The sequence below is a fragment of the Pseudomonas sp. GW821-FHT03C07 genome (genome assembly GCF_059420925.1).
On the sequence record NZ_JBWKUQ010000012.1, the window covers coordinates 25,607 to 50,555 of the forward strand.

Consider the following 24,949-nt stretch of genomic DNA (forward strand, 5'->3'; position numbering starts at 1 on the left):
ACGAAAATCCTTTGCACAACAGTCTCCACTCCCGAATTGGAAGAGCCCGTATGAACGGCACACCGACAGCGTCCGGAAGTACGCAATTGACGCTCTCCGAAGCCATGACCCTGGCCCATCAACACTGGAACGCGGGTCAGGCACAAAAGGCCGAGCAGCTGTGTCAGCGCATCTTGGCGCAATGGCCACAACAGGCCGACGCGCTGCATTTACTCGGGCTGATTGCCCACGCTTTTGGTCGGCTGGAGTTGGCAGTCACCTACATGCGTCAGGCCTGCCTGACGTTGAGCGCACCGGCGATTTACTTCAGTAACCTTGCCGAAATGTGCCGACAACAAGGCCTGCTGGTGGAGGCCGAACAGGCCGGTCGACAGGCCGTTGCGCTGGATCCCGCGCTGGTGGATGCCTGGAGCAACCTGGGGATCATCCTGCAGGAAAGCGGCAAACTGGACGACAGCCTAGAGTGTTTAAAACGCGTCGTAACCCTGCGACCGGAGTCTGCACAGGCGCACAACAATCTGGCCAACACCTATCGCCGCCTGGATCGACCGGACCGTGCCGAGTGGCATTACAAACAGGCGTTGACCCTCGACCCGAATTACGCCGAGGTATACAGCAACCTGTCTTTCTTGCTGAGTTCACAAGGGCATTTCGACGATGCGGTGGCGGCCGGACGACGGGCCATCGAACTCAACCCCCGGCTGATCGATGCGTACCTGAATATCTCCGAAGCCGAAACGCAACGCTTGAATCATGGCGAGGCGTTGCGCTGGCTGGATGCACTGAACACGTTTGCTCCCCAGCATGTCGGTGGCCTCACGGCACGAGCCCTCGTTTTGAAAAATGACGAAACCCAGCGGTGCGCACGGCAAGCGCTGGCATTGGCGCCCAACGACACCCGTGTCCACAACGCCATGGGCAATGCGCTACAGGCCGTCGGTCTGCACGATGAGCCCCTGGAGCATTTCAATCAGGCGCTGGTATTGCCTGGCCCGGTGACCGAAGAGGCGATGATCGCGCGAGCCGTACTGCTTCTGGAAAGTGGTCGCGAGGAAGAGGCCACTGTAGCCTTCGAACAGGCTTTGACCGCGTTTCCGGGGTCGATCCGGGGCCCGCTCGCCCTCTGGCATCTGCTGGGTCGGGCCATTCGCCTGCAAGGCCGTATCGTCGAAACCCTGTCGATCCAGGAAATGATCGTGCAAGCGCAGCCGGCCAACATGGCGGCTCGTTTCGATCTGGCCGAAACCCTCCTGCTGCTCGGTAACTTCACCCGGGGCTGGCAGGAATACCGTTTTCGCTACGAACAACAGCACACCCAGGCGCTGGCCCGGCGAGTGCAGCGACCGCGCTGGCAGGGCCAACCGATCCCTGGCAAGACCCTGCTGATCCACGATGAGCAGGGCTTCGGCGATACCTTTCAGTTCATCCGCATGGTGGCCTGGGCCCGCAATCGCTGCGGCGCGCGAGTGGTCTTCCAGGTCAATCCGGAAAGCCTCGGACTGGCCCGGCGTTACCTGGGCAGCGAGGACGTCATTGCCTATAACGAGTTGCCACCGGACTTCGATTTTCATTGCGAACTGATGAGTCTGCCACTGGCCATGAACCTGCAACCGAGCGATCTGCCAGGCAGCGTGGCGTACCTGAGTGCGGATCCGAGCCGCGTGGAAAAATGGCGCGCCCGGCTGGCGAACTTGCCACGGCCACTGGTCGGGCTGGTCTGGGCCGGTCGTCCGACCCACTGTAACGATCTCCGGCGCTCAATCGCCCTGAGCGATCTGGCACCTTTGGTCCAGCCGGGCGTCACCTTCCTGGCCTTGCAGAAAGGTCCGGCCAGCGCCCAGGCCGCCACGCCACCCGAGGGCATGTCCCTGGTGTCGCTGAGTGATGAAATTCTCGATTTCGAAGACACCGCGGCCCTGATGATGCTGATCGACCTGACGATCTCCGTGGACTCGGCGCCGATCCATCTGGCGGGCGCGCTAGGGCGCCCGGGCTGGGTCATGTTACCGTTCGTGCCTTGTTGGCGCTGGTTGCTGGAGCGGGACGATTCGCCCTGGTACCCGAGCCTGCGGCTGTTCCGCCAGCCGGGGCCGGATCAATGGCAACCGATGCTCGAATCCATGGCCCAGGACCTTCGCCAACTATCAGTCCAACCCCAATGAGCACTTAGGGGCGGTGGCTGCCGGCAATCCTCACAGGTTGCGCCGATCCGAATCAGCACGCCGAGCCCCCCGCGCACAGGCAATTTGCCGCGTGATCAGGTCGATACCGATAGCTTTGTACTGACCAGCTTTTATCGGATAACCCGTCCAGACCTGCCGTTGACCGTCTATATCGAGGGCGACGGCATGGCCTGGCGCTGCGGGTGCCGGTGGTCAACATCGTGATGATGCCGGCGGCGGTGGCCGGGGCGACCTTGCTCTGGGTCCGTGAACGGGGCGAAGAAGCCGTGGCCAGCGAGAAGCGCTGAGGCATTCACGCCACCTCGTCACAAATCCATCATCAAACAGCCACAGTGTCGCAACCGCCCGGGGCGACACTGTAAACATGACGACAGCTCTGCATATCACCCTGATCACCGAAACCTTCCCACCGGAAATCAATGGCGTGGCCAATACCCTTGGCCGCTTGTGCGACGGATTGCGCGCCCGCGGGCATCAGATCGAGCTGGTCCGCCCGCGCCAGAGCTGCGACCAGGCCCGTCCCAGCGACACCGAACTGCTGCTCTGCCGTGGCTGGCCGCTGCCTGGCTATCCCGGCCTGCAATGGGGGCAGTCGTCGATGCACAAGTTGCTGCGGCGCTGGAAAAGCCAACGCCCGGACGTGCTGTATATCGCCACTGAAGGCCCCCTCGGCTTGTCGGCCCTGCGCGCGGCCAGGCGTTTGGGCATTTCCGTGGTCAGCGGTTTCCACACCAACTTCCAGCAGTATTCCCATCAATACGGCATGGGTTTGCTGACGCGCGTACTGACCCACTACCTGCGCTGGTTCCACAACCGCTCCAAGCTGACCCTGGTGCCCAGCGTCAGCCAGCGCATGGAGCTGGAGCGGCGGCATTTCGAGCGTCTGGAACTGCTCTCCCGTGGCGTCGACAGCCAGTTGTTCCATCCGGCCAAGCGTTTGAGTGCTCTGCGCGACAGCTGGGGGCTGGCGGACGGTGATATCGCGTTGCTGTATGTCGGACGGCTGGCGACCGAGAAAAACCTCGGTTTGCTCAAGCGAACCTGCGAGCGTCTGCGGGAGACTTATCCACAGCGGCGGATGAAGTTGGTCGTGGTCGGCGATGGTCCACAACGCGGCGTGCTGGAAAAGGAATTGCCCGAGGCGATTTTCTGCGGCACACAGCGGGGCGAGGCCTTGGCCTGCCACTATGCGTCGGCGGATCTGTTCCTGTTTCCGAGCCTTACCGAAACCTTCGGCAATGTGGTGCTCGAGGCACTGGCGTCAGGGTTGGGGGTGGTGGCTTACGATGAGGCCGCGGCGGCCCAGCATATCCGCCATGGTTACAACGGCGTGCTGGCCATGCCTGGCGACGAGGAGGCGTTCTGCGATGCCGCCTGCTGGTTGCTGGAAGGTCGGGAGACCTTGCGCAATGTGCGCCTCAACGCCCGCCAGCATGCCAGCCGGCAGGGCTGGGGGGCGATTGTCGAGCAGTTCGAGAAGCAGTTGCGCGAAGCCTGCGACGCTCCGCCTGTGGATAAACATGTTTCGGCCATGCCGGCGGATGTCGTCGCGACAACCGCCCTCCTGAAAACACCACCAAACCTGTAACTGGCTTGCCGGCGATGGCGGCCGCACAGCCACCATCATCGGCGCGGCCGCTTACACCAGGCTCATCAACGCCTCACGGCTGAACGGCAGGATGTCCTGCTCGCGCCCGTCGCGTACCTTCACCGCCCAATCCGGGTCCACCAGCAGGGCACGGCCCACGGCGACCAGGTCGAACTCGTCGTTGTTCAGACGCTCCAGCAGTTTTTCCAGGCTCGCCGGCTGAGCCACTTTGTCGGTGTTGACCATGAACTGCAGGAACTCGCCATCCAGGCCGACGCTACCCACGGTGATGGTCGGCTTGCCGGTCAGCTGACGGGTCCAGCCCGCCAGGTTCAGCTCGGAACCGTCGAACTCCGGCTCCCAGAAACGCCGCGTGGAGCAGTGGAAAATATCCACGCCGGCGTCGGACAACGGTTTGAGGAATTCGCCCAGGGCCTCCGGCGTTTGCACCAGACGGGCACTGTAGTCCTGCTGCTTCCATTGCGAAAAACGGAAGATGATCGGGAAGTCCGGCCCCACTGCCGCGCGCACGGCCTGGATCAGCTCGATGGCAAAACGTGAACGCTTGGCCAGGCTGCCAGCGTATTCGTCAGTCCGCTGGTTGGTGCCTTCCCAGAAGAATTGGTCGATCAGGTAGCCGTGGGCGCCATGGATCTCGACACCGTCCATGCCGATGCTTTGGGCATCACGGGCGGCCTGGGCAAATGCCGCGATCACCGCGTCGATGTCCTGCTGGGTCATTCCGTGCACCACGACCTGACCGTCCTTGAGCTTCTCGCACGGGCCATAACCCGGCACGCTGGCGTCTGGCTCAGTGCCCAGGCGCCGCACATTACCCACGTGCCAGAGCTGCGGAACGATCTTGCCACCTTCGGCGTGTACCGCGTCGACAACCTTTTTCCAGCCGGCCAGGGCCGCTTCGCCGTAGAACTGCGGCACGTTCGGATAACCATTGGATGCCAGGTGACCGACGGTGGTGCCTTCGCTGATGATCAGGCCGACACCCGCCGCCGCACGCTTGCGGTAATACTCGATGACTTTCGAATTGGGTACGCCGCCCGGGGAAAACGAACGGGTCATCGGCGCCATGACGACACGGGTCGGCAACTCCAGCGCGCCAAGATGGAAAGGTCGGAACAAGGCTTTAACGGGCATGGGAGCACTCCACGGCGCAGGGGGAATTTATGATCAGGATAATATTCCGCCGTGAACACGCCGCCCAGCACTATTGATCTGAGTGATTAAGCTTTAGAAGTGCCAGGAAAGGTATGGCTGTGGGAGCGGAGCTTGTCGGGACGCCGCACCGCCGCGAAGAACGATAACGCGGTGTAACTGAAAAACCGCGCTGCCTCATTCGCGGGCAAGCTCCGCTCCCTCAGGAAGGAGTAGAGCCAACCCATCTGAACAGCAGCATCAAGCCAGGGCTTTTTCGATCGCATGGATCACCGCCGGATCATCCGGAGCGGTACGCGGCGAGAAACGTGCCAGCACGCGACCATCCTTGCCCATCAGGAACTTCTCGAAATTCCAGGTGATATCGCCAGGGAACTCCGCGCCCTCGCCCGCCAGCAGACGGTACAGCTGGTGCCGGTCATGACCGTTGACCTCCAGCTTGCTGCTCAACGGAAAGCTCACGCCATAGTTCAGACTACAGAACGCCTGGATCTGCTCCTCGGAGTCCGGCTCCTGCCCGGCAAACTGGTTGCACGGCAGACCCAGCACGCTGAAGCCCTGAGCCTTGTATTGCTGATAGAGGTGCTCAAGGGCGGCATATTGGGGCGTCAAGCCGCACTTGGAAGCCACGTTGACCACCAGCACTACATGCCCTTTGAAAGGCGCCAGCGGCAGTTCCTGACCATCCAGCGCTTTTAGTGTCAGATCGTGAAAAGCACTCATGACGAACTCCCGTTTTTCCCGGACTTATACGCAAACATTGTTGCCCGACAGCCTGACAGGTTTCCAGTTAAAAACCGCAGCGGACTAAAAAGGCGCCCGTGGGCGCCTTCCAACTACCAGAGCTTAGCAGCAGAAATCAGTGGTGATGGCCGCCTTCGCCATGGACGTGACCATGGGCAACTTCTTCCTGGCTGGCGTCACGGATTTCGATGATCTTGACCTGGAAAGTCAGGCGCTGGCCAGCCAACGGGTGATTGCCATCAACGGTGACATCGTCGCCGTCCAGATCGCGGATGGTGACGATCTGCATCTGGCCGTCCGGAGCGGAAGCGTGAAACTGCATGCCCACTTCCAGCTCGTCGACACCTTCGAACATGCTGCGGCTCAGGGTGCTGACCAGTTCAGCGGAATATTCGCCGTAGGCGTCTTCCGGCTCGACGACCACCTTCAGCTCGTCGCCGACCTTCTTGCCTTCCAGGGCCTTTTCTAGACCTGGGATAATATTGCCGGCACCGTGCAGGTAAACCAGCGGGGCGCCGCCGGCAGAGCTGTCGATGACCTCACCAGCATCGTTGGTAAGGGTATAGTCGATGGAGACAGCCTTGTTGGCAGCGATCGTCATATGAGCGAGACCTTTTGCATAGGAATAAAGAGCGGACAAGTCTAAACAAGGATTCGTCCGAAAGCGAACGGAACCCGGACAGACGGCCCAAGGCCACGCCTGTCACTATTATCGGCTTTCATCAGGACGAAGACGGGCATTGGGTCGCCGAGCTTTCTTGCGGCCATACCCAGCACCTGCGCCATCAACCGCCCTGGCAGTCGCGTGCCTGGGTGCTCGACCCGCGGCAACGGGCGGAAAAAATCGCTCAAGGCTTTGAATGTGGTTGGTGCGCTCAAGGCTCGGTTAACGATAACCTTGGCGACTGAACTTCGCAGACAGCCAGTCATAGGCCGTCGCACTTGCGCTCCCTAAAGAGAATACGCATGCAAACTTTTTTTATCGCGCCCACCGATTTTGGTGTGGGTCTGACCTCGATCAGCCTCGGGCTGGTACGTACCCTGGAACGCGCCGGCCTGAAAGTCGGCTTTTTCAAACCCATTGCCCAGCCCCATCCCGGCGACCTGGGCCCGGAGCGCTCCACTGAACTGGTGGCCCGCACCCATGGCCTGAAACCGCCACAGCCGCTGGGCCTGGCCCATGTCGAGCGGATGCTCGGCGACGGCCAGCTCGATGAGCTGCTGGAAGAAATCATCACCCTCTACCAGCAGGCCGCCGTCGGCAAGGACGTGCTGGTGGTCGAAGGCATGGTCCCGACCCGCAGCGCCAGCTACGCCGCGCGGGTCAACCAGCACCTGGCCAAGAGCCTGGATGCCGAGGTGATCCTGGTCTCGGCGGCGGAAAACGAAGTGCTCAGCGAACTCTCCGGACGGGTGGAACTGCAGGCCCAACTGTTCGGCGGCCCCAAGGACCCGAAAGTACTCGGCGTGATCCTCAACAAGGTCCGCACCGACGAGAGCATGGCCGATTTCTCCGCCCGCCTGAAGGAGCATTCGCCACTGCTGCGCAGTGGCGATTTCCGCCTGCTGGGCTGCATCCCGTTCCAGCCCGACCTCAATGCCCCGCGCACCCGCGACGTCGCCGAACTGCTCGGCGCGCAAGTGCTCAACGCCGGTGACTACGAGCAACGGCGCATGAACAACATCATCATTTGCGCCCGTACCGTGCGCAACACCATCGACCTGCTCAAGCCCGGCGTGCTGGTGGTGACTCCCGGCGACCGCGACGACATCATCCTCGCCGTAAGCATCGCGGCGATGAACGGCGTGCCCCTGGCCGGCCTGTTGCTGACCAGCGACACCCTGCCCGATCCGCGCATCATGGAGCTGTGTCGTGGAGCGATGGCGGCGGGCCTGCCGGTGTTGTCGGTGAGCACCGGCTCCTACGACACCGCCAACCAGCTCAATGGCCTGAACAAGGAAATCCCCATCGATGACCGCGAGCGCGCGGAGATTATCACCGACTTCGTCGCCGGGCACCTCGACGCCGACTGGTTGCACCAACGTTGCGGCACCCCACGGGAAATGCGCCTGACCCCGGCGGTGTTCCGTTATCAATTGATCCAGCGCGCCCAGGAAGCCAACAAGCGCATCGTCCTGCCCGAAGGCAGCGAACCGCTGACCGTGCAGGCGGCCGCCATCTGCCAGGCCCGCGGCATCGCCCGCTGCGTGTTGCTGGCCAAGCCGGCGGAAGTCGAAGCGGTGGCCCGCGCCCATGGCTTCGAATTGCCGCCTGGGCTGGAGATCCTTGACCCGGACCTGATTCGCGGACGCTACGCCGAACCCATGGTGGCCCTGCGCAAGAGCAAGAGCCTGAACACACCGATGGCCGAGCAGCAACTGGAAGACACCGTGGTGATCGGCACCATGATGCTGGCACTGGACGAAGTCGACGGGCTGGTCTCCGGGGTCATCCACTCCACCGCCAACACCATCCGCCCGGCCCTGCAACTGATCAAGACCGCGCCGGGTTGCACCCTGGTGTCGTCGGTGTTCTTCATGCTGTTCCCGGACCAGGTGCTGGTCTATGGCGACTGTGTGATGAACCCCCATCCGTCGGCGGCGGAGCTGGCCGAAATCGCCTTGCAAAGCGCCGACTCGGCCCAGGCCTTCGGCATCACCCCACGGGTGGCGATGATCAGCTATTCCAGCGGCGAATCGGCCAGTGGCGAGGAAGTGGAGAAAGTCCGCGAAGCCACTCTGCTCGCCCATGAGTCGCAAAGCACCTTGCTGATCGACGGCCCGCTGCAGTACGACGCCGCGGCCAACGAAGCCGTGGCCCGGCAACTGGCGCCCAACAGCCAGGTGGCGGGACGCGCCACGGTGTTCGTGTTCCCCGACCTGAACACCGGCAACACCACCCACAAGGCGGTGCAACGCAGCGCCGACTGCGTCAGCCTGGGGCCGATGCTGCAGGGCCTGCGCAAGCCGGTCAACGATCTGCCGCGTGGCGCCCAGGTGGACGATATCGTCTACACCATCGCCCTCACCGCGATCCAAGCCGCCAACCGACCTGTGGATATCTAGATGCTCGACTTTATGCCTGCGTCCCTGCGCGGCGTGATCGCCTCGCTGCTGTTGACGTTGAATACCCTGCTGCTGTGCTCGTTCCTGTTCTGCGTGGCCCTCCTCAAGGCCCTGCCCTTTGCCCTGACCCAGCGTTTCACCGGCTGGTTGATGAACCATACCCATGAAGCCTGGGTCAGCAACAACAAGGCCTGGATGCAACTGGTCCGCCGGACCCGCTGGCACCTCAGCGGCCTGGAGGGTCTGGACTACCAGCATTCCTACCTGGTCACCAGCAACCACCAGAGCTGGGTCGACATCATGGTCTTGCAATACGTGCTCAACCGGAAGATCCAGCCGCTGAAGTTCTTTCTCAAGCAGGAGCTGATCTGGGTCCCGGTGATCGGCCTGGCCTGGTGGGCCCTGGGTTTCCCCTTTATGAAGCGCTATTCCAAGGCGTATCTGGAGAAGCACCCGGAAAAGAAAGGCAAGGACCTGGAAACCACCCGCAAGACCTGCGCGAAGTTTCGTGACAACCCTGTGGGTATCTTCAACTTTGCTGAAGGCACGCGCTTTACCAAGGGCAAGCATGCGCAGCAGCAGTCACCCTTTCGTTATCTGCTCAAACCCAAGGCCGGTGGTATCGCCTTTGTGCTGGATGCCATGGGCGAGCAGTTGGAGTCCATCGTCAACGTGACCATCCACTATCCAGGTGGCAAACCGGGCTATTGGGATCTGCTGTGTGGCAACGTGCGCGACGTGGTGGTGCACTTCCAGGAACTGAAGATCCCGCCGCAGTTTGTCGGCAGGAACTATGACCAGGACGGCGAATACCGCCTGGCGTTCCAGGGCTGGATCAACCAGCTGTGGGAGGACAAGGACGCCTTGCTGGCGCAGATGCATCGCGAGTATCCCGTCAAGTCTTGAGGCGTCTGCAAGGGCCTCTTCGCGGGCAAGCTCCGCTCCCACAGGTTTTCGGTCGTGCACAGATCTTGAGCACGACCCGGACATTGTGGGAGCGGAGCTTGTCGGGGCGCCGAACCGCCGCGAAAGCGATCTCCAGAACGCAAAAAACCCGCAGCCGATCACTCGACTGCGGGTTTTTTAATGCATCGGATCCTTAGATCGCGCCGCGCTGGCGCAACAGCTCCAGGACTTTCTTCACGCTGTCTTCCAACGACAAAGCCTGCGTATCCACCATCAGGTCGGCATTCAACGGCACGTCGTAGGGAAACGACTCGCCTGGAATATTATCGCCACCGGCCGCATACAAGCCCTGGGGATCACGCGCCTGACAAGCCTGCGGCGAAGCCTGGACGTACACCGTCAACATACGCTCGGCGCCAATCAGTGCCTTGGCCTGCTCACGACCTTCGGCATCCGGCGCAACGAACGCGGCCAGGGTCAGCAGGCCAGCCTCGTTGAACTGACGCGCCACGTGGGCGGCACGCCGCCAGTTCTCGGTGCGCCCGGCGCGATCCTGCAGCAAGCCCTTGTTCAGGTCATGACGCAGGTTCTGGCCATCCAGCACGAACACCGCACGACCCAGGTCGAACAACTTGCGCTCCACGGCGTAAGCCAGGGTGCTCTTGCCCGCGCCCGACAGGCCGGTGAACAGCACCGTCGCCGGTTGCTGGCCAAAACGCTGGGCACGCTCCTCGGTGGCGACATGGGCCAGCTTGCCGTGATGGGTGGTGCTGCCATGGGCCAATGGCTGGGCGACAATCATGCCGGCGCCCACGGTGCCATTGGTCAGGCGGTCGATGATGATGAACGAGCCGGTGGTGCGGTTGCTGTCGTAACCGTCCAGGGCAATCGGTGCATCCAGGGCGATCCTGACCTTGCCGATTTCGTTCAACTGCAAGGCGCTGGCCGGACCTTCTTCCAACGTGTTCACATCGACCTTGTTGACGATGCTGGCAATCGAACCCGGCACGTAGCTGGTGGCGCGCTTGATGTCGTATTTCTTGCCCGGCAACATCGGCTCTTCAGCCATCCAGACCAGCATGGCCTCGAAGCTGTCGGTCACTGGCGGGACATTGTCGGCATGCACCAACAGGTCGCCACGGGAGATATCGATCTCGTCTTCCATGGTCAGGGTCACCGCCTGACCGGGACCGGCGTGCTCCAACTCGCCATCGAAAGTGACGATGGACTTGACCCGGCTGCTCTTGCCCGAGGGCAGCACCACCACGTCGTCGCCCTTCTTCACGATGCCGCTCGCCAGGGTGCCGGCGAAGCCACGGAAGTTCAGGTTCGGCCGGTTGACGTACTGCACCGGGAAACGCAGGTCGGTGAAGTTACGGTCGCCCGCCACTTCCACTGTTTCGAGGATTTCCATCAGCGACTGACCGGTGTACCAGGGCGAACGCTCGCTCTTGTTCACCACGTTGTCGCCCTTCAAGGCCGACATCGGCACAAAGTGCATGCTGGTCGGCTTCAGCTTCAAGCCTTCGGCGAACTTCAGGTAGTCGGCCTTGATCGACTCGAACACGCCCTGGTCGAAGTCCTTGAGGTCCATCTTGTTGATGGCGACGACGATGTGCTTGATCCCCAGCAAGGAGGCGATAAAGCTGTGGCGACGGGTCTGGGTCTGCACGCCATAGCGGGCGTCCACCAGGATGATCGCCAGGTCACAGGTCGACGCACCAGTGGCCATGTTGCGGGTGTACTGCTCATGGCCGGGGGTGTCGGCGATGATGAACTTGCGCTTGGCGGTGGAGAAATAGCGGTAGGCGACATCGATGGTGATGCCCTGCTCGCGCTCGGCCTGCAGGCCGTCGACCAGCAACGCCAGGTCGATATCGTCACCGGTGGTGCCGACTTTCTTCGAATCGCGGGTGATGGCTTCCAGATGGTCTTCGTAGATCATCTTGGAGTCGTGCAGCAGGCGCCCGATCAGGGTGCTCTTGCCGTCGTCGACGTTACCGCAGGTCAGAAAGCGCAGCAGTTCCTTGCGCTCGTGCTGGCCCAGGTAGGCGAGGATGTCCTCGCTGATCAAATCAGATTGATGCGACATGCTTAGACCCTACTTAGAAATAGCCCTGACGTTTTTTATCTTCCATTGAGCCTGCGCCATCGTGATCGATGACCCGGCCCTGACGCTCGGAAGTACGCGTCAGGAGCATTTCCTGAATGATGTCCGTGAGGGTTTCAGCCTCGGACTCCACCGCGCCCGTCAACGGGTAGCAGCCAAGGGTACGGAAACGCACCTTCTTCTTGACGATGCGCGCCTTGTCCTCGTCGGACAGGTGCTCGAGGATCCGCTCGTCGTCGATCATGATCAGCGTGCCGTTCTTCTCGATGACATCGCGCTCGGCGGCGAAATACAGCGGCACGATCGGGATGCCTTCGAGGTAGATGTACTGCCAGATGTCCAGCTCGGTCCAGTTCGACAAGGGGAAGACGCGGATCGACTCACCCTTGTTGACCTTGCCGTTGTAGACGTTCCACAGCTCCGGACGCTGATTCTTCGGGTCCCAACGGTGCTTGCTGTCGCGGAAGGAGTAGACGCGCTCCTTGGCCCGCGACTTCTCTTCGTCACGCCGGGCGCCACCGAAGGCCGCATCGAAGCCGTACTTGTCCAGGGCCTGCTTGAGGCCCTCGGTCTTCATGATGTCGGTGTGCTTGGCACTGCCGTGGGTGAAGGGGTTGATGCCCTGCGCCACACCCTCTGGGTTCACGTGGGTGATCAGGTCCAGGCCCAGCTCGGCGACCATCTTGTCGCGGAAACTATACATCTCCTGGAATTTCCAGCGAGTATCGACATGCATCACCGGAAACGGCAGCTTGCCCGGGAAAAACGCCTTGCGCGCCAGGTGCAGCATCACGGCGGAGTCTTTACCGATGGAGTACAGCATCACCGGATTATCGAACTCGGCGGCCACCTCGCGGATGATATGGATGCTTTCCGCCTCCAGCTGTTTCAGATGCGTCAGTTTGTCGACCATGGCTACTCACGAAAAGCGTTCTTATGGACGGCCAACGGGCCGTGTTCGAGCGAGGCATGCTAGCACAGCACCCTATTCTATTGAGGGGGCTAACTAGATCGAAACGGTATAAGAATATACCCCCCTGTTTGGCCAGATCGGACCTGGGGGAGCGGAGCTTGCTCCCACAAGGGCAGCGCACCCACCCGGGCAAATCGGTGTTGTGCCGTTGCTAGATCGGATTCGGGCAATCGATAAACAGATGCTCCAGGGCGAAACGTCGCGCCAGGTACTCGCCCAGCGCCTGCACGCCATAACGCTCGGTGGCGTGATGGCCGGCGGCGATAAAGCTGATGCCGTTCTCCCGTGCGCTGTGGAAGGTCTGCTCGGACGCCTCGCCACTCAGGTACAGGTCCACACCGGCCAGCACCGCCTGGTCGATATAACCCTGGCCACCCCCGGTACACCAGCCGACCCGACGAATCATCTCATCGCCTTCGATCAGCAACGGCTCGCGCCCCAGCACTTCCTGAACCCTGCGCGCGAAGTCACGGGCGCTCAGCGGTTCGTTCAGCGAGCCCACCAAGCCGACAATTTTCGGGTTTTCCGGGTCCAGCGGGCCCTCCACGGTAATATCCAGTTGCCGCGCCAACTGCACGTTGTTGCCGACCTCCGGGTGCAGGTCCAATGGCAGGTGATAGGCCAATAAACTGATATCGTGCTTGAGCAAGGTCTTCAGCCGACGCTGCTTCATGCCGGTGACACAAGGGTCCTCGCCCTTCCAGAAATAACCGTGATGCACCAGGATCAGGTCGGCCTCGGCCTCGACGGCCGCATCCAGCAACGCCTGGCTGGCGGTGACACCGCTGACGATACGCATCACCTGCGGCCGGCCCTCGACCTGCAGGCCATTGGGGCAATAATCGGCAATCCGCGCGCTGTTTAGAAAGCGATCCGCTTCCTCGACCAACGTATTCAATGAAACCGCCATAAAAACTCCTGAATATCCCATTCAGAGGCGCTCGCGGCCTCGTATAATGCGCCACATTATGGGCCGTCCGACATGGCCTGCAACCTTCCAGGACTTTGCTCAATGCTCAAGGCTCTGCGTTTCTTTGGCTGGCCGTTGCTGGCCGGTGTGCTGGTAGCTTTGCTGGTTATCCAGCGCTACCCGCAATGGGTCGGCCTGCCCAACCTCGATGTGAACCTGCAACAGGCGCCGCAGACCACCCTCAACCAGCAGGGTCCGGCCTCCTACGCCGACGCGGTGACCCTTGCCGCGCCAGCGGTGGCCAACCTGTACACCACCAAGATGGTCAACAAGAACAGCCATCCACTGTTCGAGGACCCGCAATTCCGACGTTTCTTCGGCGACAACCTGCCCAAGCAGAAGCGCATGGAGTCGAGCCTGGGCTCGGCGGTGATCATGAGTCCCACCGGCTACCTGCTGACCAACAACCATGTGACTGCCGGGGCCGACCAGATCGTGGTGGCCCTCAAGGACGGTCGCGAAACCCTGGCCAAGGTGGTCGGCAGCGATCCGGAAACCGACCTGGCGGTGCTCAAGATCGATCTGCCGAACCTGCCGTCGATCACCATTGGCCGTTCGGATCAGATCCGCATCGGCGATATCGCCCTGGCCATCGGCAACCCGTTCGGGGTTGGCCAGACCACTACCATGGGCATTATCAGCGCCACCGGCCGCAACCAGTTGGGCCTGAACAACTATGAAGACTTCATCCAGACCGACGCGGCCATCAACCCCGGCAACTCCGGTGGCGCGCTGGTGGATGCCAATGGCAACCTGACCGGCATCAACACCGCGATTTTCTCCAAGTCCGGCGGTTCCCAGGGCATCGGCTTTGCGATCCCGATCAATCTGGCGGTGGAGGTGATGAAGGCGATCATCGAGCACGGCCAGGTGATTCGTGGCTGGCTGGGGATCGAGGTACAGCCCCTGACCCAGGACCTGGCGGAGTCGTTCGGCCTCAGCGGTCGTCCGGGCATCGTGGTGGCGGGGGTGTTCCGTGACGGTCCGGCGCAGAAGGCCGGTTTGCAACTGGGGGATGTGATTCTCAGCATCGACGGCGAACCGGCCACGGACGGTCGTCGCTCGATGAATCAGGTGGCGCGGATCAAGCCGACCGACAAGGTGGCCATCCAGGTGCTGCGCAACGGCAAGGAGCTCAAGCTGATCGCCGAGATTGGCTTGCGCCCACCGCAGCAGACGCCGCCGCAGGAAGAGGAATAAGGTCACCCTGTCGATGCGGGGCCTGGCTTTGCTCCTGGAAGTCCCGCGTCGTCTATCAGGCCGCTATCGCCAGCAAGCCGGCTCCTACAGGGGCCGTGACAACAGGGCACTTTGCGCTGAGAGTGCCGACTTGTAGGAGCCGGCTTGCTGGCGATGGCGACGCTGAAGATTGCATCGCCATCGCTGACAAAGATCAAAGCGTCAGAGATCGCCCAGGGCGTCGATCAGGGCCTGGTTCTGAGCAGGCAGCCCGATGGTGATCCGCAGAAACTGGGCAATCCGCTCCTGCTTGAAGTGCCGCACGATCACCCCCTGCTCCCGGACCTTGGCCGCCAGTGCCGCCGCATCGTGTTGCGGGTGACGGGCGAAGATGAAGTTCGCCGCCGACGGCAACACCTCAAACCCCTTGGCCTGTAACTGCGCCACCAGCCACTCGCGACTGTCGATGACCTTGCGGCAGCTGTCCTCGAAATACGCCCGGTCCGCGAACGCCGCCGCCGCGCCGGCAATCGCCATGCGGTCCAGCGGGTAGGAGTTGAAGCTGTTCTTGATCCGCTCCAGGGCCTCGATCAGGTCCACATGCCCAACCGCCAGGCCGACCCGCAGCCCCGCCAGAGAGCGCGACTTGGACAGGGTCTGGGTCACCAGCAGGTTCGGGTAACGGTCCACCAGGCCGATGGCCGTTTCGCCACCGAAGTCGATATACGCCTCGTCGACCACCACCACCGAATCCGGACTGGCCTTGAGTATCTGCTCCACCGCGTCGAGCGCCAGCAGGCAACCGGTTGGCGCGTTCGGGTTGGGGAAAATGATCCCGCCGTTGGGCCGGGCGTAATCCGCCACACGGATCTGGAACTGCTCGTCCAGTGGCACAGCATCGAAGCTGATGCCGTACAGGCCGCAGTACACCGGATAGAAGCTATAGCTGATATCCGGGAACAGCAGCGGCCGGTCCTGTTGGAACAGACCATAGAAGATGTGCGCCAGGACTTCGTCGGAACCGTTGCCGAGAAACACCTGGTTGGTCTTCACCCCGTAGTACTCGGCCACGGCGTGCTTGAGCAGGTCGCCGTTGGGGTCCGGGTACAGGCGCAGGTCGTCGCTCACTTCAGCCTTCATCGCGGCCAGGGCCTTGGGCGAAGGACCGTAGGGGTTTTCATTGGTGTTGAGCTTGACCAGCTTGCTCAGCTTCGGTTGTTCACCTGGCACATAGGGCACCAGGTCCTTGACGAATTTGCTCCAGAACTTGCTCATGCTTGTTTCCCCTGTTCCTTATCAGCGACGATCCGGTATTCCGCACTGCGGGCGTGAGCGCTCAGCGACTCGCCACGGGCCAGGACCGAAGCGGTTTTGCCCAGTTCGGACGCGCCCTGCTCCGAGCAGAAAATGATCGACGAACGTTTCTGGAAGTCATACACCCCCAGCGGCGACGAGAAGCGTGCGGTGCCGGAAGTCGGCAACACGTGGTTGGGACCGGCGCAGTAGTCGCCAAGGGCCTCGGAAGTGTGACGGCCCATGAAAATCGCCCCGGCATGACGGATCTGCGGCAACCAGGCCTGCGGGTCGGCGACCGACAGCTCGAGGTGTTCCGGGGCGATGCGATTGGCCACGTCGATGGCCTGCTGCATATCACGCACCTGGATCAGGGCACCGCGGCCGTTGAGCGAAGTCTCGATAATCGCCGCGCGCTCCATGGTCGGCAGCAGCTTGGCGATGCTCGCGGCGACCTGGTCGAGGAACGCGGCGTCCGGGCTGACCAGGATGGCCTGGGCATCTTCGTCGTGCTCGGCCTGGGAGAACAGATCCATGGCGATCCAGTCCGGGTCGGTCTGGCCGTCGCAGACCACGAGGATCTCCGACGGTCCGGCGATCATGTCGATACCGACCTGGCCGAACACGTGACGCTTGGCCGTGGCCACATAAATATTGCCGGGGCCGACCACCTTGTCGACCTTGGGCACGCTCTCGGTGCCGTAGGCCAGTGCCGCGACCGCCTGAGCCCCGCCGATGGTGAACACCCGATCGACCCCGGCAATGCACGCCGCCGCCAGCACCAGTTCGTTGATCTCACCACGCGGGGTCGGCACCACCATCACCACTTCGGCAACCCCCGCCACCTTGGCCGGAATCGCGTTCATCAGCACCGAAGACGGATAGGACGCCTTGCCCCCCGGCACGTACAAGCCGGCGCGGTCCAGTGGCGTGACCTTCTGGCCGAGCACCGTGCCGTCGGCCTCGGTGTAGCTCCAGGAGTCCTGCTTCTGCTTTTCGTGGTAGCTGCGCACGCGCTCGGCGGCCTTTTCCAGGGCCTCGCGCTGCGGCGCGGTGATCCGCGTCAGAGCCAGTTCCAGGCGCTCACGGGGCAGGATCAGGTCAGCCATGGAAGCGACTTCCAGGCCGTCGAAACGCTGGGTGAATTCCACCAGCGCCGCATCGCCGCGCTCGCGCACGGCCTTGATGATGTCCAGCACCCGCTGGTTGACCGAGTCGTCGGACACACTTTCCCAGCTCAGCAGATGATCCAGATGATGAGCAAAGTCAGGATCGGCGGCGTTGAGTCGGCGAATTGCGTTGGACGTGGTCATAGCGAGGGCCTCAATAATTGGCAAATGCTTGGGAACAGCAGATCTCAGGCGCCGCAAGACAACCAAGCCATCCGCGTGGGCACCTGAGAATTCTGGCTATGACACGGATAGATGGGCGCGGCTCAAGGCCGCGCAATTGAATCAGCTGCGGTGTCGCGACTCCACTGCCTTGCGCAGGGTATCGATCAGGGACTGGATACGGGCGTGCTGCATTTTCATCGACGCCTTGTTCACCACCAGGCGGGAGCTGATGGTGGCGATCAGTTCCTGGGGTTCCAGGCCGTTGGCCCGCAGGGTATTGCCGGTGTCGACAACGTCGATGATCTTGTCGGCCAGGCCGATCAGCGGCGCCAGCTCCATGGAGCCGTAGAGTTTGATGATATCGACCTGACGGCCCTGTTCGGCGTAGTAGCGCTTGGCCACGTTGACGAACTTGGTCGCCACGCGCAGACGGCCCTTGGGCTCGACGGCACCGATGGCGCCGGCGGTCATCAGCCGGCACTGGGCGATCTGCAGGTCCAGGGGTTCGTACAACCCCTGGCCGCCGTATTCCATCAACACATCTTTACCGGCCACACCGAGGTCAGCCGCGCCATGCTCGACATAAGTCGGCACGTCGGTAGCCCGCACGATCAGCAGACGGACGTCGTCCTGGGTCGTGGGAATGATCAGCTTGCGGCTCTTGTCCGGATTCTCGGTCGGCACGATGCCCGCTTCAGCGAGCAGCGGCAGGGTGTCATCGAGAATGCGGCCCTTGGACAGTGCAATGGTCAGCATGGGAAAACCTAATTCCTTCAATCAGGATACTGCAACACTCTAACAGACCGACCCGCCCCTGTAGGAGCAAGCTTGCTCGCGATGGTAGTCGGGGACACCGCGGGGCATCAGACTTCCCGCGTTATCGTTGACGCCCATCGCGAGCAAGCTCGCTCCTACAGGGGGGAACAGCACTAGCCCGGAACGCGGCGGATCTTGGCACCGAGCATCTGCAACTTCTCTTCGATGCACTCATAACCACGGTCGATGTGGTAGATGCGGTCGATCAGCGTGTCACCTTCAGCGGTCAGCGCCGAAATCACCAGGCTGGCCGAAGCCCGCAGGTCGGTAGCCATGACCGGCGCGCCTTTCAGGCGTTCGATACCGGTGACGATGGCAGTGTTGCCTTCGACCTGGATCTTCGCGCCCATGCGATGCAGCTCGTACACGTGCATGAAACGGTTTTCGAAAATCGTCTCGATCACCGCGCCAGTGCCTTCAGCGATGGCGTTGAGCGAAATGAACTGGGCCTGCATGTCGGTCGGGAATGCCGGGTACGGCGCGGTGCGCACGTTGACCGCCTTCGGCCGCTTGCCATGCATGTTCAGCTCGATCCAGTCTTCACCGGTGGTGATTTCGGCACCGGACTCTTTCAGCTTCTCCAGCACGGCTTCAAGAATGGTCGGATCGGTGTCCTTGACCTTGACCCGGCCACCCGTAGCGGCCGCGGCCACCAGGTAGGTGCCGGTCTCGATACGGTCCGGCATCACCTTGTAGGTGGCCGAGTGCAGGCGCTCGACACCGTCGATGGTGATGGTGTCGGTACCGGCACCGCTGACCTTGGCGCCCATGGCGTTGAGGAAGTTCGCCAGGTCGACCACTTCCGGCTCGCGCGCGGCGTTCTGCAGCACGCTGCGGCCACGGGCCAGGGAGGCGGCCATCATGATGTTCTCGGTACCGGTCACGGAGACGGTATCAAAGAAAAAGTTCGCCCCGCGCAGGCCGCCTTCCGGCGCCTTGGCCTTGATGTAGCCGCCTTCGACGTCGATCACCGCACCCATGGCTTCCAGGCCGCGGATGTGCAGGTCCACCGGACGCGAGCCGATGGCGCAACCGCCAGGCAGGGCAACTTCGGCTTCACCGAAACGGGCGACCATCGGCCCCAGCACCAGGATCGAGGCACGCATGGTTTTCACCAGCTCGTACGGCGCGATCAGGGTCTTGATGCTGCGCGGATCGATTTCCACGCTGAGCTTCTCGTCGATCACCGGCTCAATGCCCATGCGCCCGAACAGCTCGATCATGGTGGTGATGTCGTGCAGGTGCGGCAGGTTGGCCACGGTCACCGGGCCATCGCACAGCAACGTGGCGGCCAGGATCGGCAGGGCGGAGTTCTTCGCCCCGGAAATGCGGATTTCGCCATCAAGACGAACGCCGCCAGTAATAATCAGTTTGTCCATAAGGGTCTCGACGCCAATTCAGGCTCAGGTGCGCTCGGCCCAGGCCGCGCGGCTGAAAAATTTCATAGTGACCGCATGGATGCTGCCATCGGCGATCCACGGGTTCAAATGGGCATAGATGCTCTGCTGACGCTTCACCGGGCTCAGGGCCACCAGTTCGTCGCTAATTACGTTCAGCTGGAAGTTGCAGCCTTCGCCTTCAACTTCAACCTGCACTTTTGAAAGAGTGTCCGACAGCTTTTCTTCAAGGAAGCTCTTTACTTCGTAAGCCTGCATGCTCAACCTCAATCGGCGCCCAACGCGCGCGGGTCGGCCATCATACAAAAAAGCCCCGCGCCTGCGAACCCCGCATTGCAGGACACTGACGGGGGGCTTCTTTATTCATGGCACTATCAATGAACGCCGAGGATCTCCGTCAACTCGGAAACCTCGGCGATTTCTCGCATGTCTTGCGGCATGGCGCGAATGCTCAAGGCTTTGCCGCCCTCGGCGGCGTCACGCATGAACGCCAGCAGCAAGGCCAGGCCGACACTGCTGGATTTCTCCACTGCGGAGCAGTCGACCACCACGGCCGGCGCAGTGCTGGCCTTGATCAGCACCTGCCCGTCCTTGCGCAAGGCCGGGCCGGTGCTGTAGTCGATCACCCCGGCCAGCAGCACTTCACCTGCCTCACCGGCGCGAACGCTGGCTTCACTCACTCTGCGCGCCCTTCTGCGGGTTTTTCTCGGATTCGGCCTTGGCCTTCTCCACTTCGCTGGCCCAGTTGTTGATGGTCTGGTCCAGGTTGTTGTTGTTACGTTGCATCGCATCGGTGAACTGATCGCGGAACAGCTTGCCGATATTGATGCCGTTGATGATCACGTTGCGCAGCTTCCACTCGCCGTTGATTTTCTCCATGGTGTAGGAAACCGGATAGATCGCGCCGTTGTTGCCCTTGACGGTCATGCCGACGCTGGTACGGTCGCCCGACTCATCCTTGGGCTGATCGACGGTGATGCCCTGGTTGTTGTACTCCAGCAAGGCGTTGCCGTAGAACTGGAACAGGCCCTTCTTGAAGTTTTCCTCGAAGGTCTTCATCTGCTCGGGCGTGGCCTTGCGCGAGTACTTGACCGTCATGATGCTTTTGGAAATGCCTTCGGCATCCACCACCGGGCCGATGATGGTGTTCAGCGCCTCATAGAAAGCTCCGGGGTTCTGTTTGTACTGCGCCTTGTTCGCTGTAAGGTCGGCCAGTATCCGGTCAGTGGTGTTCTTGACCAGGTCATGGGCCGAGGTCGCAGCCAGGGCAGTGCCCATCAAGGGCAAGGTCGCCAGCAGCACCAGCAGACTACGTCGCAACATCGAGATCATGGAAAAACTCCTCATTTGGCGTCTTTATTCACGGTATTGAGCAGGAATTTACCGATCAGATCTTCCAGCACCAGCGACGACTGGGTGTCGTGGATAGTCCCACCATCCTTGAGCAGGGTGTCTTCCCCGCCCACGCTGAGGCCGATGTACTTCTCACCGAGCAAGCCCGCCGTGAGGATAGACGCAGTGGAATCAGTCGGCAGGTTGTTCACGCGTTTTTCAACTTGCATGGTCACCCGACCGGTGAAACTGTCATGGTCCAGATCGATCGCCGTTACCTTGCCGATGGTGACACCGGCCATGGTGACCTTAGCTCTGACAGTCAAACCGGCGATATTGTCGAAGTACGCATATAATTTATACGTTTCAGTGTTTGCCGTAGGGGACAGTCCACTGACCCGCAACGCAAGCAGCAGCAAAGCCAGGATGCCAGCCAGCAGAAAAAGGCCGACACCGATTTCCAGGGTGCGGTTTTGCATCAGAAATCTCCAAACATCAAGGCGGTCAGAATAAAGTCAAGGCCCAGCACTGCCAGGGAGGCATAGACCACGGTCTTGGTCGTGGCACGGCTGATCCCCTCGGAAGTGGGTTCGCAGTCGTAGCCTTGAAACACGGCAATCCAGGTCACCACGAAGGCGAACACGATACTTTTGATGATGCCGTTCAGCACATCACTGTTGAACGTCACACTGTTCTGCATGTTGGCCCAGTAGGAGCCCTCATAGACCCCCAGCCAGTCCACCGCCACCCACGAACCGCCCCAGATCCCAACCACGCTGAAGATCATTGCCAGCAGCGGCAGGGAAATGAAGCCGGCCCACAACCGCGGCGCGATGATGTACTTGAGCGGATCGACACCGATCATCTCCAGGCTGGAAAGCTGCTCGGTGGACTTCATGTTGCCGATTTCGGCGGTCAGCGCCGAACCGGCCCGCCCGGCGAACAGCAACGCGGTGACCACCGGCCCGAGCTCGCGCAACAGGGTCAGGGCGACCATCTGCCCCACCGCCTGCTCGGAACCGTAGCTGGAGAGGATATTGAAACCCTGCAGAGCCAGGACCATGCCGATGAAGACCCCGGAGACGACAATGATCACCAGGCTCATCACGCCCACGGAATGCAATTGCTTGATCAGCAGCCCGAAGCCGCCGCCGATGCTGCCGCGGCCGAACAGCACATGGGAGAGAAACAGGGTCGAACGACCGAACACGGCGAGCACGTCCAGGCCCGAGCGACCGAACAGACGCACTCTCTCGATAATGGATTTCTTGCGCATTGTCAGCGCTTCCCCAACAGGTCGGTGCGGTAGTCCGGCGCCGGAAAGTGGAACGGTACGGGACCGTCGGGATCGCCCTTCATAAACTGGCGGATACGCGGGTTATCGGCGTTCATCAGTTCTTCCGGGGTACCTTGCCCGAGCACCTCGCCATCACCGACCACATACAGGTAGTCGGCGATGCTGGCGGTTTCGGCCAGATCATGGGAGACCACAATGCTGGTGATGCCCAGGGCGTCATTGAGCAGGCGGATCAAGCGCACGAGTACGCCCATGGCGATCGGGTCCTGACCGACGAACGGTTCGTCGTACATGAGGATCTGCGGGTCCAGGGCAATGGCCCGGGCCAGAGCCACACGACGTTTCATGCCGCCGGACAATTCGTCGGGCATCAGGTCGACCGCCCCGCGCAGGCCTACCGCCTGCAATTTGAGCAGGACAATGTCACGAATCATTTCTTCCGGCAGTTCGGTGTGAACCCGCAGCGGAAAGGCGACGTTCTCGAAAACGTCCAGGTCGGTGAACAGTGCACCGCTCTGGAACAGCACGCCCATGTGCTTGCGCGCATCGAACAGATCGCCGCGCGACAGGGTGGGGAGATTCTGACCATTGACCCAGACTTCGCCGCCGCTAGGGCGCAGTTGCGCGCCTATCAGCCGCAACAGGGTGGTCTTGCCGCACCCGGAAGGCCCCATGATGCCGGTGACCTTGCCTCGCGGGATACGAATGTCGACATTATTGAAGATGCTGCGCGCACCGCGCTTGAAGGTCACACCCTTCAGCTCGACCGCGTAGGCGTTATCGGCGCTCATCTAAACTCCTTGCGATGCGGCCTCGGACTCGGACACCCGGCCTCTCTTGAAAAGAGGCGCATACGTCCTGAGCGGGCCGAACTAGCCGCGAACTATATCACCGCTGATACGAGCCGCCCAAGACCGAAGCCACCCTTGTTCAGGATAAATACAGCCGGGCTTGACAGCTTGCGAGATAAAAACCGAAGGCAAACTCCTACAGCCTCCACGCAAAACGCAATGATCTAGTGTGAGTGGAGAAGTCATTGCCGCTATAATCGCGCCTTTTCATCAGGCTAACCGATTTCTGACATGAGCCAATCCAGCGACCTGATTCAATCAGCACAACGCACCATCCGCCTCGAACGCGAAGCCGTAGAAGGCTTGCTCGCCCACATCGACGCGGATTTCGTACGCGCTTGCGAAATGATTCTGGCCAGCAAGGGCCGTGTGGTCGTGGTCGGCATGGGCAAGTCCGGGCACATCGGCAACAAGATCGCCGCGACCCTGGCCAGTACCGGCACCACGGCGTTTTTCGTGCATCCCGCCGAGGCCAGCCACGGCGACATGGGCATGATCACCCGGGACGACATCATCCTGGCCCTGTCCAACTCCGGCTCCACCGCGGAAATCGTCACCCTGCTGCCCTTGATCAAGCGCCTGGGCATCCAGTTGATCAGCCTGACCGGCAACCCCGACTCGCCGCTGGCCAAGGCCGCCGAAGTCAACCTGAACGTGCATGTCGAGCATGAGGCCTGCCCGCTGAATCTGGCCCCGACCTCCTCCACCACCGCCGCCCTGGTGATGGGCGATGCCCTGGCCGTGGCACTGCTCGAAGCCCGCGGCTTCACCGCCGAGGACTTTGCCTTTTCCCATCCGGGCGGCGCCCTGGGTCGTCGACTGTTGCTGAAAGTGGAAAATGTCATGCATGCCGGCGACGAGTTGCCACAGGTACTGCGCGGCACCCTGCTGAAAGACGCGCTGATGGAAATGACGCGCAAAGGCCTCGGCATGACCGTGATCGTCGAAGCCGACGGGCGCCTGGCCGGGATCTTCACCGACGGCGACCTGCGCCGGACCCTGGACCGCACCATCGACATTCACACGGCCCTGATCGAAGACGTCATGACTCCCCACGGCAAGACCGCACGGGCCGAGATGCTCGCCGCCGAAGCCCTGAAAATCATGGAAGACCACAAGATCAGCGCGCTGGTGGTGATCGACGGCGAAGATCGCCCGGTGGGCGCCCTGAATATGCACGATCTGCTGCGCGCGGGAGTGATGTAAATGAACGACGATCTGTTGCAACGCGGCAAAGCCATCAAGCTGGCGGTCTTCGACGTCGACGGCGTGCTGACCGATGGCCGCCTGTACTTCCTCGAAGACGGCAGCGAATTCAAGTCGTTCAGCACCCTCGACGGCCAGGGCATCAAGATGCTGATGGCCGCCGGCGTGCAAACCGCTATTATCAGCGGTCGCAAGACCGCACTGGTCGAACGCCGCGCGCAGAACCTCGGCATCCCCCATGTCTACCAGGGTCGCGAGGACAAGCTGGTGGTGCTCGACGCCCTGCTCGCCCAGCTCAATCTAAGCTATGAACAGGTCGCCTACCTGGGTGACGACCTGCCGGACCTGCCGGTGATCCGCCGCGTCGGATTGGGCATGGCGGTGGCCAACGCCGCCAGCTTCGTCCGCGAACACGCCCACGGTATTACCCGGGCCCGGGGTGGCGAAGGCGCCGCCCGCGAATTCTGCGAGCTGATCCTGCAAGCCCAGGACAGCCTTGAAGCGGCTCACGCCGCCTACCTGTAGAGCTAT

General features: G+C 61.7%; 23 protein-coding genes and 2 pseudogenes. 9 read left to right on the plus strand and 16 right to left on the minus strand.

Features of this window, described 5'->3' with window-relative positions:
• Positions 1–50 precede the first annotated feature (50 nt).
• The 3 genes and pseudogenes from AC07VG_RS21655 (at position 51) to AC07VG_RS21665 (ending at position 3,771) form a co-directional block, all read left to right on the plus strand.
• A complete protein-coding gene (locus AC07VG_RS21655; RefSeq protein ID WP_495021859.1) occupies positions 51–2,162 on the plus strand; it encodes a tetratricopeptide repeat protein in 2,112 nt (703 codons plus the stop codon).
• Positions 2,163–2,353: 191 nt separating this feature from the next.
• Positions 2,354–2,470: pseudogene (locus AC07VG_RS21660) on the plus strand (sulfate transporter CysZ); the annotation flags it as partial.
• Positions 2,471–2,547: 77 nt separating this feature from the next.
• Entirely contained in the window at positions 2,548–3,771 is a 1,224-nt protein-coding gene (locus AC07VG_RS21665) for a glycosyltransferase family 4 protein (protein ID WP_495021860.1), read from the plus strand.
• 51 nt (positions 3,772–3,822) lie between these two features.
• Here the strand turns inward: AC07VG_RS21665 and AC07VG_RS21670 are convergent, their stop codons facing one another.
• From AC07VG_RS21670 to AC07VG_RS21680, 3 genes are all read right to left on the minus strand, one after another.
• On the minus strand, positions 3,823–4,926 hold the full coding sequence (locus AC07VG_RS21670; protein WP_495001108.1) for an NADH:flavin oxidoreductase: 1,104 nt from the start codon (positions 4,924–4,926) through the stop codon (positions 3,823–3,825).
• Positions 4,927–5,184: 258 nt separating this feature from the next.
• Positions 5,185–5,667: a glutathione peroxidase gene (locus tag AC07VG_RS21675; RefSeq protein ID WP_495001109.1), complete on the minus strand. Its 483-nt coding sequence runs from the start codon at positions 5,665–5,667 to the stop codon at positions 5,185–5,187.
• A 136-nt stretch (positions 5,668–5,803) separates the two neighbouring features.
• Positions 5,804–6,289 carry an FKBP-type peptidyl-prolyl cis-trans isomerase gene (locus AC07VG_RS21680; protein WP_495001110.1) on the minus strand — a complete coding sequence of 162 codons (486 nt, stop codon included), beginning with the start codon at positions 6,287–6,289 and terminating at the stop codon, positions 5,804–5,806.
• Positions 6,290–6,294: 5 nt separating this feature from the next.
• Between AC07VG_RS21680 and AC07VG_RS21685 the strand changes: the two are divergent.
• The 3 genes and pseudogenes from AC07VG_RS21685 to yihG all read left to right on the plus strand — a co-directional run.
• Positions 6,295–6,597, plus strand: a pseudogene (locus AC07VG_RS21685) (DUF3565 domain-containing protein); the annotation flags it as partial.
• Positions 6,598–6,654: 57 nt separating this feature from the next.
• On the plus strand, positions 6,655–8,754 hold the full coding sequence (gene pta, locus AC07VG_RS21690; protein WP_495001111.1) for a phosphate acetyltransferase: 2,100 nt from the start codon (positions 6,655–6,657) through the stop codon (positions 8,752–8,754).
• Positions 8,755–9,660, plus strand: coding sequence for a 1-acylglycerol-3-phosphate O-acyltransferase, YihG family (yihG, locus tag AC07VG_RS21695; protein WP_495001112.1), 906 nt, complete (start codon positions 8,755–8,757; stop codon positions 9,658–9,660).
• A gap of 193 nt (positions 9,661–9,853) precedes the next feature.
• Here the strand turns inward: yihG and cysN are convergent, their stop codons facing one another.
• The 3 genes from cysN to AC07VG_RS21710 form a co-directional block, all read right to left on the minus strand.
• A complete protein-coding gene (gene cysN, locus AC07VG_RS21700; RefSeq protein ID WP_495001113.1) occupies positions 9,854–11,752 on the minus strand; it encodes a sulfate adenylyltransferase subunit CysN in 1,899 nt (632 codons plus the stop codon).
• Positions 11,753–11,765: 13 nt separating this feature from the next.
• On the minus strand, positions 11,766–12,683 hold the full coding sequence (cysD, locus tag AC07VG_RS21705; RefSeq protein WP_248794828.1) for a sulfate adenylyltransferase subunit CysD: 918 nt from the start codon (positions 12,681–12,683) through the stop codon (positions 11,766–11,768).
• Positions 12,684–12,894: 211 nt separating this feature from the next.
• Positions 12,895–13,653, minus strand: a complete 759-nt coding sequence (locus AC07VG_RS21710; protein WP_495001114.1) for a Nif3-like dinuclear metal center hexameric protein — start codon at positions 13,651–13,653, stop codon at positions 12,895–12,897.
• 102 nt (positions 13,654–13,755) lie between these two features.
• Here AC07VG_RS21710 and algW point away from each other — a divergent pair, with 102 nt between their 5' ends.
• Positions 13,756–14,913: a Do family serine endopeptidase AlgW gene (gene algW, locus AC07VG_RS21715; protein ID WP_495001115.1), complete on the plus strand. Its 1,158-nt coding sequence runs from the start codon at positions 13,756–13,758 to the stop codon at positions 14,911–14,913.
• A gap of 201 nt (positions 14,914–15,114) precedes the next feature.
• Here the strand turns inward: algW and hisC are convergent, their stop codons facing one another.
• From hisC to AC07VG_RS21765, 10 genes are all read right to left on the minus strand, one after another.
• Positions 15,115–16,167, minus strand: coding sequence for a histidinol-phosphate transaminase (hisC, locus tag AC07VG_RS21720; RefSeq protein WP_495021861.1), 1,053 nt, complete (start codon positions 16,165–16,167; stop codon positions 15,115–15,117).
• Positions 16,164–17,498, minus strand: coding sequence for a histidinol dehydrogenase (hisD, locus tag AC07VG_RS21725; RefSeq protein WP_495001118.1), 1,335 nt, complete (start codon positions 17,496–17,498; stop codon positions 16,164–16,166). Before hisD ends, hisC begins: the two co-directional genes overlap by 4 nt.
• Before the next feature lie 141 nt (positions 17,499–17,639).
• The gene (hisG, locus tag AC07VG_RS21730) at positions 17,640–18,275 is read right to left on the minus strand and encodes an ATP phosphoribosyltransferase (RefSeq protein WP_218223576.1); all 636 of its coding nucleotides are present in this window, start codon (positions 18,273–18,275) and stop codon (positions 17,640–17,642) included.
• Positions 18,276–18,448: 173 nt separating this feature from the next.
• Positions 18,449–19,714, minus strand: a complete 1,266-nt coding sequence (gene murA, locus AC07VG_RS21735) for a UDP-N-acetylglucosamine 1-carboxyvinyltransferase (protein ID WP_495001119.1) — start codon at positions 19,712–19,714, stop codon at positions 18,449–18,451.
• Positions 19,715–19,738: 24 nt separating this feature from the next.
• Positions 19,739–19,990 (minus strand): BolA family protein, encoded by a 252-nt coding sequence (locus tag AC07VG_RS21740; RefSeq protein ID WP_495001120.1) that lies wholly within the window; start codon positions 19,988–19,990, stop codon positions 19,739–19,741.
• 116 nt (positions 19,991–20,106) lie between these two features.
• Positions 20,107–20,412: an STAS domain-containing protein gene (locus tag AC07VG_RS21745; RefSeq protein WP_495021862.1), complete on the minus strand. Its 306-nt coding sequence runs from the start codon at positions 20,410–20,412 to the stop codon at positions 20,107–20,109.
• Entirely contained in the window at positions 20,405–21,064 is a 660-nt protein-coding gene (locus AC07VG_RS21750; RefSeq protein ID WP_495001122.1) for an MlaC/ttg2D family ABC transporter substrate-binding protein, read from the minus strand. Before AC07VG_RS21750 ends, AC07VG_RS21745 begins: the two co-directional genes overlap by 8 nt.
• Before the next feature lie 11 nt (positions 21,065–21,075).
• Complete coding sequence (mlaD, locus tag AC07VG_RS21755; RefSeq protein WP_495001123.1) at positions 21,076–21,543, minus strand: outer membrane lipid asymmetry maintenance protein MlaD; 468 nt, start codon at positions 21,541–21,543, stop codon at positions 21,076–21,078.
• The gene (gene mlaE, locus AC07VG_RS21760) at positions 21,543–22,340 is read right to left on the minus strand and encodes a lipid asymmetry maintenance ABC transporter permease subunit MlaE (protein ID WP_495001124.1); all 798 of its coding nucleotides are present in this window, start codon (positions 22,338–22,340) and stop codon (positions 21,543–21,545) included. The genes mlaD and mlaE overlap by 1 nt, the downstream gene beginning before the upstream one ends.
• A 2-nt stretch (positions 22,341–22,342) precedes the next feature.
• Complete coding sequence (locus AC07VG_RS21765; protein WP_495001125.1) at positions 22,343–23,152, minus strand: ATP-binding cassette domain-containing protein; 810 nt, start codon at positions 23,150–23,152, stop codon at positions 22,343–22,345.
• Positions 23,153–23,443: 291 nt separating this feature from the next.
• On the opposite strand from AC07VG_RS21765, the gene AC07VG_RS21770 reads away from it, so the two are divergent.
• Positions 23,444–24,418 carry a KpsF/GutQ family sugar-phosphate isomerase gene (locus AC07VG_RS21770; RefSeq protein WP_495001126.1) on the plus strand — a complete coding sequence of 325 codons (975 nt, stop codon included), beginning with the start codon at positions 23,444–23,446 and terminating at the stop codon, positions 24,416–24,418.
• Complete coding sequence (locus tag AC07VG_RS21775; protein WP_495001127.1) at positions 24,419–24,943, plus strand: KdsC family phosphatase; 525 nt, start codon at positions 24,419–24,421, stop codon at positions 24,941–24,943.
• Positions 24,944–24,949: the final 6 nt, after the last annotated feature.

What these genes read in the sequence shown, in the direction of transcription:
- hisG (WP_218223576.1), bottom strand. Translation starts at nt 18,275, where the DNA reads ATGCTGACCATTGCACTGTCCAAGGGCCGCATTCTCGATGACACCCTG.
- AC07VG_RS21765 (WP_495001125.1), bottom strand. Translation starts at nt 23,152, where the DNA reads ATGAGCGCCGATAACGCCTACGCGGTCGAGCTGAAGGGTGTGACCTTC.
- hisD (WP_495001118.1), bottom strand. Translation starts at nt 17,498, where the DNA reads ATGACCACGTCCAACGCAATTCGCCGACTCAACGCCGCCGATCCTGAC.
- AC07VG_RS21775 (WP_495001127.1), top strand. Translation starts at nt 24,419, where the DNA reads ATGAACGACGATCTGTTGCAACGCGGCAAAGCCATCAAGCTGGCGGTC.
- AC07VG_RS21710 (WP_495001114.1), bottom strand. Translation starts at nt 13,653, where the DNA reads ATGGCGGTTTCATTGAATACGTTGGTCGAGGAAGCGGATCGCTTTCTA.
- mlaE (WP_495001124.1), bottom strand. Translation starts at nt 22,340, where the DNA reads ATGCGCAAGAAATCCATTATCGAGAGAGTGCGTCTGTTCGGTCGCTCG.
- cysD (WP_248794828.1), bottom strand. Translation starts at nt 12,683, where the DNA reads ATGGTCGACAAACTGACGCATCTGAAACAGCTGGAGGCGGAAAGCATC.
- AC07VG_RS21740 (WP_495001120.1), bottom strand. Translation starts at nt 19,990, where the DNA reads ATGCAGGCTTACGAAGTAAAGAGCTTCCTTGAAGAAAAGCTGTCGGAC.
- hisC (WP_495021861.1), bottom strand. Translation starts at nt 16,167, where the DNA reads ATGAGCAAGTTCTGGAGCAAATTCGTCAAGGACCTGGTGCCCTATGTG.
- AC07VG_RS21750 (WP_495001122.1), bottom strand. Translation starts at nt 21,064, where the DNA reads ATGATCTCGATGTTGCGACGTAGTCTGCTGGTGCTGCTGGCGACCTTG.
- mlaD (WP_495001123.1), bottom strand. Translation starts at nt 21,543, where the DNA reads ATGCAAAACCGCACCCTGGAAATCGGTGTCGGCCTTTTTCTGCTGGCT.
- AC07VG_RS21655 (WP_495021859.1), top strand. Translation starts at nt 51, where the DNA reads ATGAACGGCACACCGACAGCGTCCGGAAGTACGCAATTGACGCTCTCC.
- AC07VG_RS21680 (WP_495001110.1), bottom strand. Translation starts at nt 6,289, where the DNA reads ATGACGATCGCTGCCAACAAGGCTGTCTCCATCGACTATACCCTTACC.
- murA (WP_495001119.1), bottom strand. Translation starts at nt 19,714, where the DNA reads ATGGACAAACTGATTATTACTGGCGGCGTTCGTCTTGATGGCGAAATC.
- pta (WP_495001111.1), top strand. Translation starts at nt 6,655, where the DNA reads ATGCAAACTTTTTTTATCGCGCCCACCGATTTTGGTGTGGGTCTGACC.
- AC07VG_RS21670 (WP_495001108.1), bottom strand. Translation starts at nt 4,926, where the DNA reads ATGCCCGTTAAAGCCTTGTTCCGACCTTTCCATCTTGGCGCGCTGGAG.
- AC07VG_RS21770 (WP_495001126.1), top strand. Translation starts at nt 23,444, where the DNA reads ATGAGCCAATCCAGCGACCTGATTCAATCAGCACAACGCACCATCCGC.
- cysN (WP_495001113.1), bottom strand. Translation starts at nt 11,752, where the DNA reads ATGTCGCATCAATCTGATTTGATCAGCGAGGACATCCTCGCCTACCTG.
- AC07VG_RS21665 (WP_495021860.1), top strand. Translation starts at nt 2,548, where the DNA reads ATGACGACAGCTCTGCATATCACCCTGATCACCGAAACCTTCCCACCG.
- yihG (WP_495001112.1), top strand. Translation starts at nt 8,755, where the DNA reads ATGCTCGACTTTATGCCTGCGTCCCTGCGCGGCGTGATCGCCTCGCTG.
- algW (WP_495001115.1), top strand. Translation starts at nt 13,756, where the DNA reads ATGCTCAAGGCTCTGCGTTTCTTTGGCTGGCCGTTGCTGGCCGGTGTG.
- AC07VG_RS21675 (WP_495001109.1), bottom strand. Translation starts at nt 5,667, where the DNA reads ATGAGTGCTTTTCACGATCTGACACTAAAAGCGCTGGATGGTCAGGAA.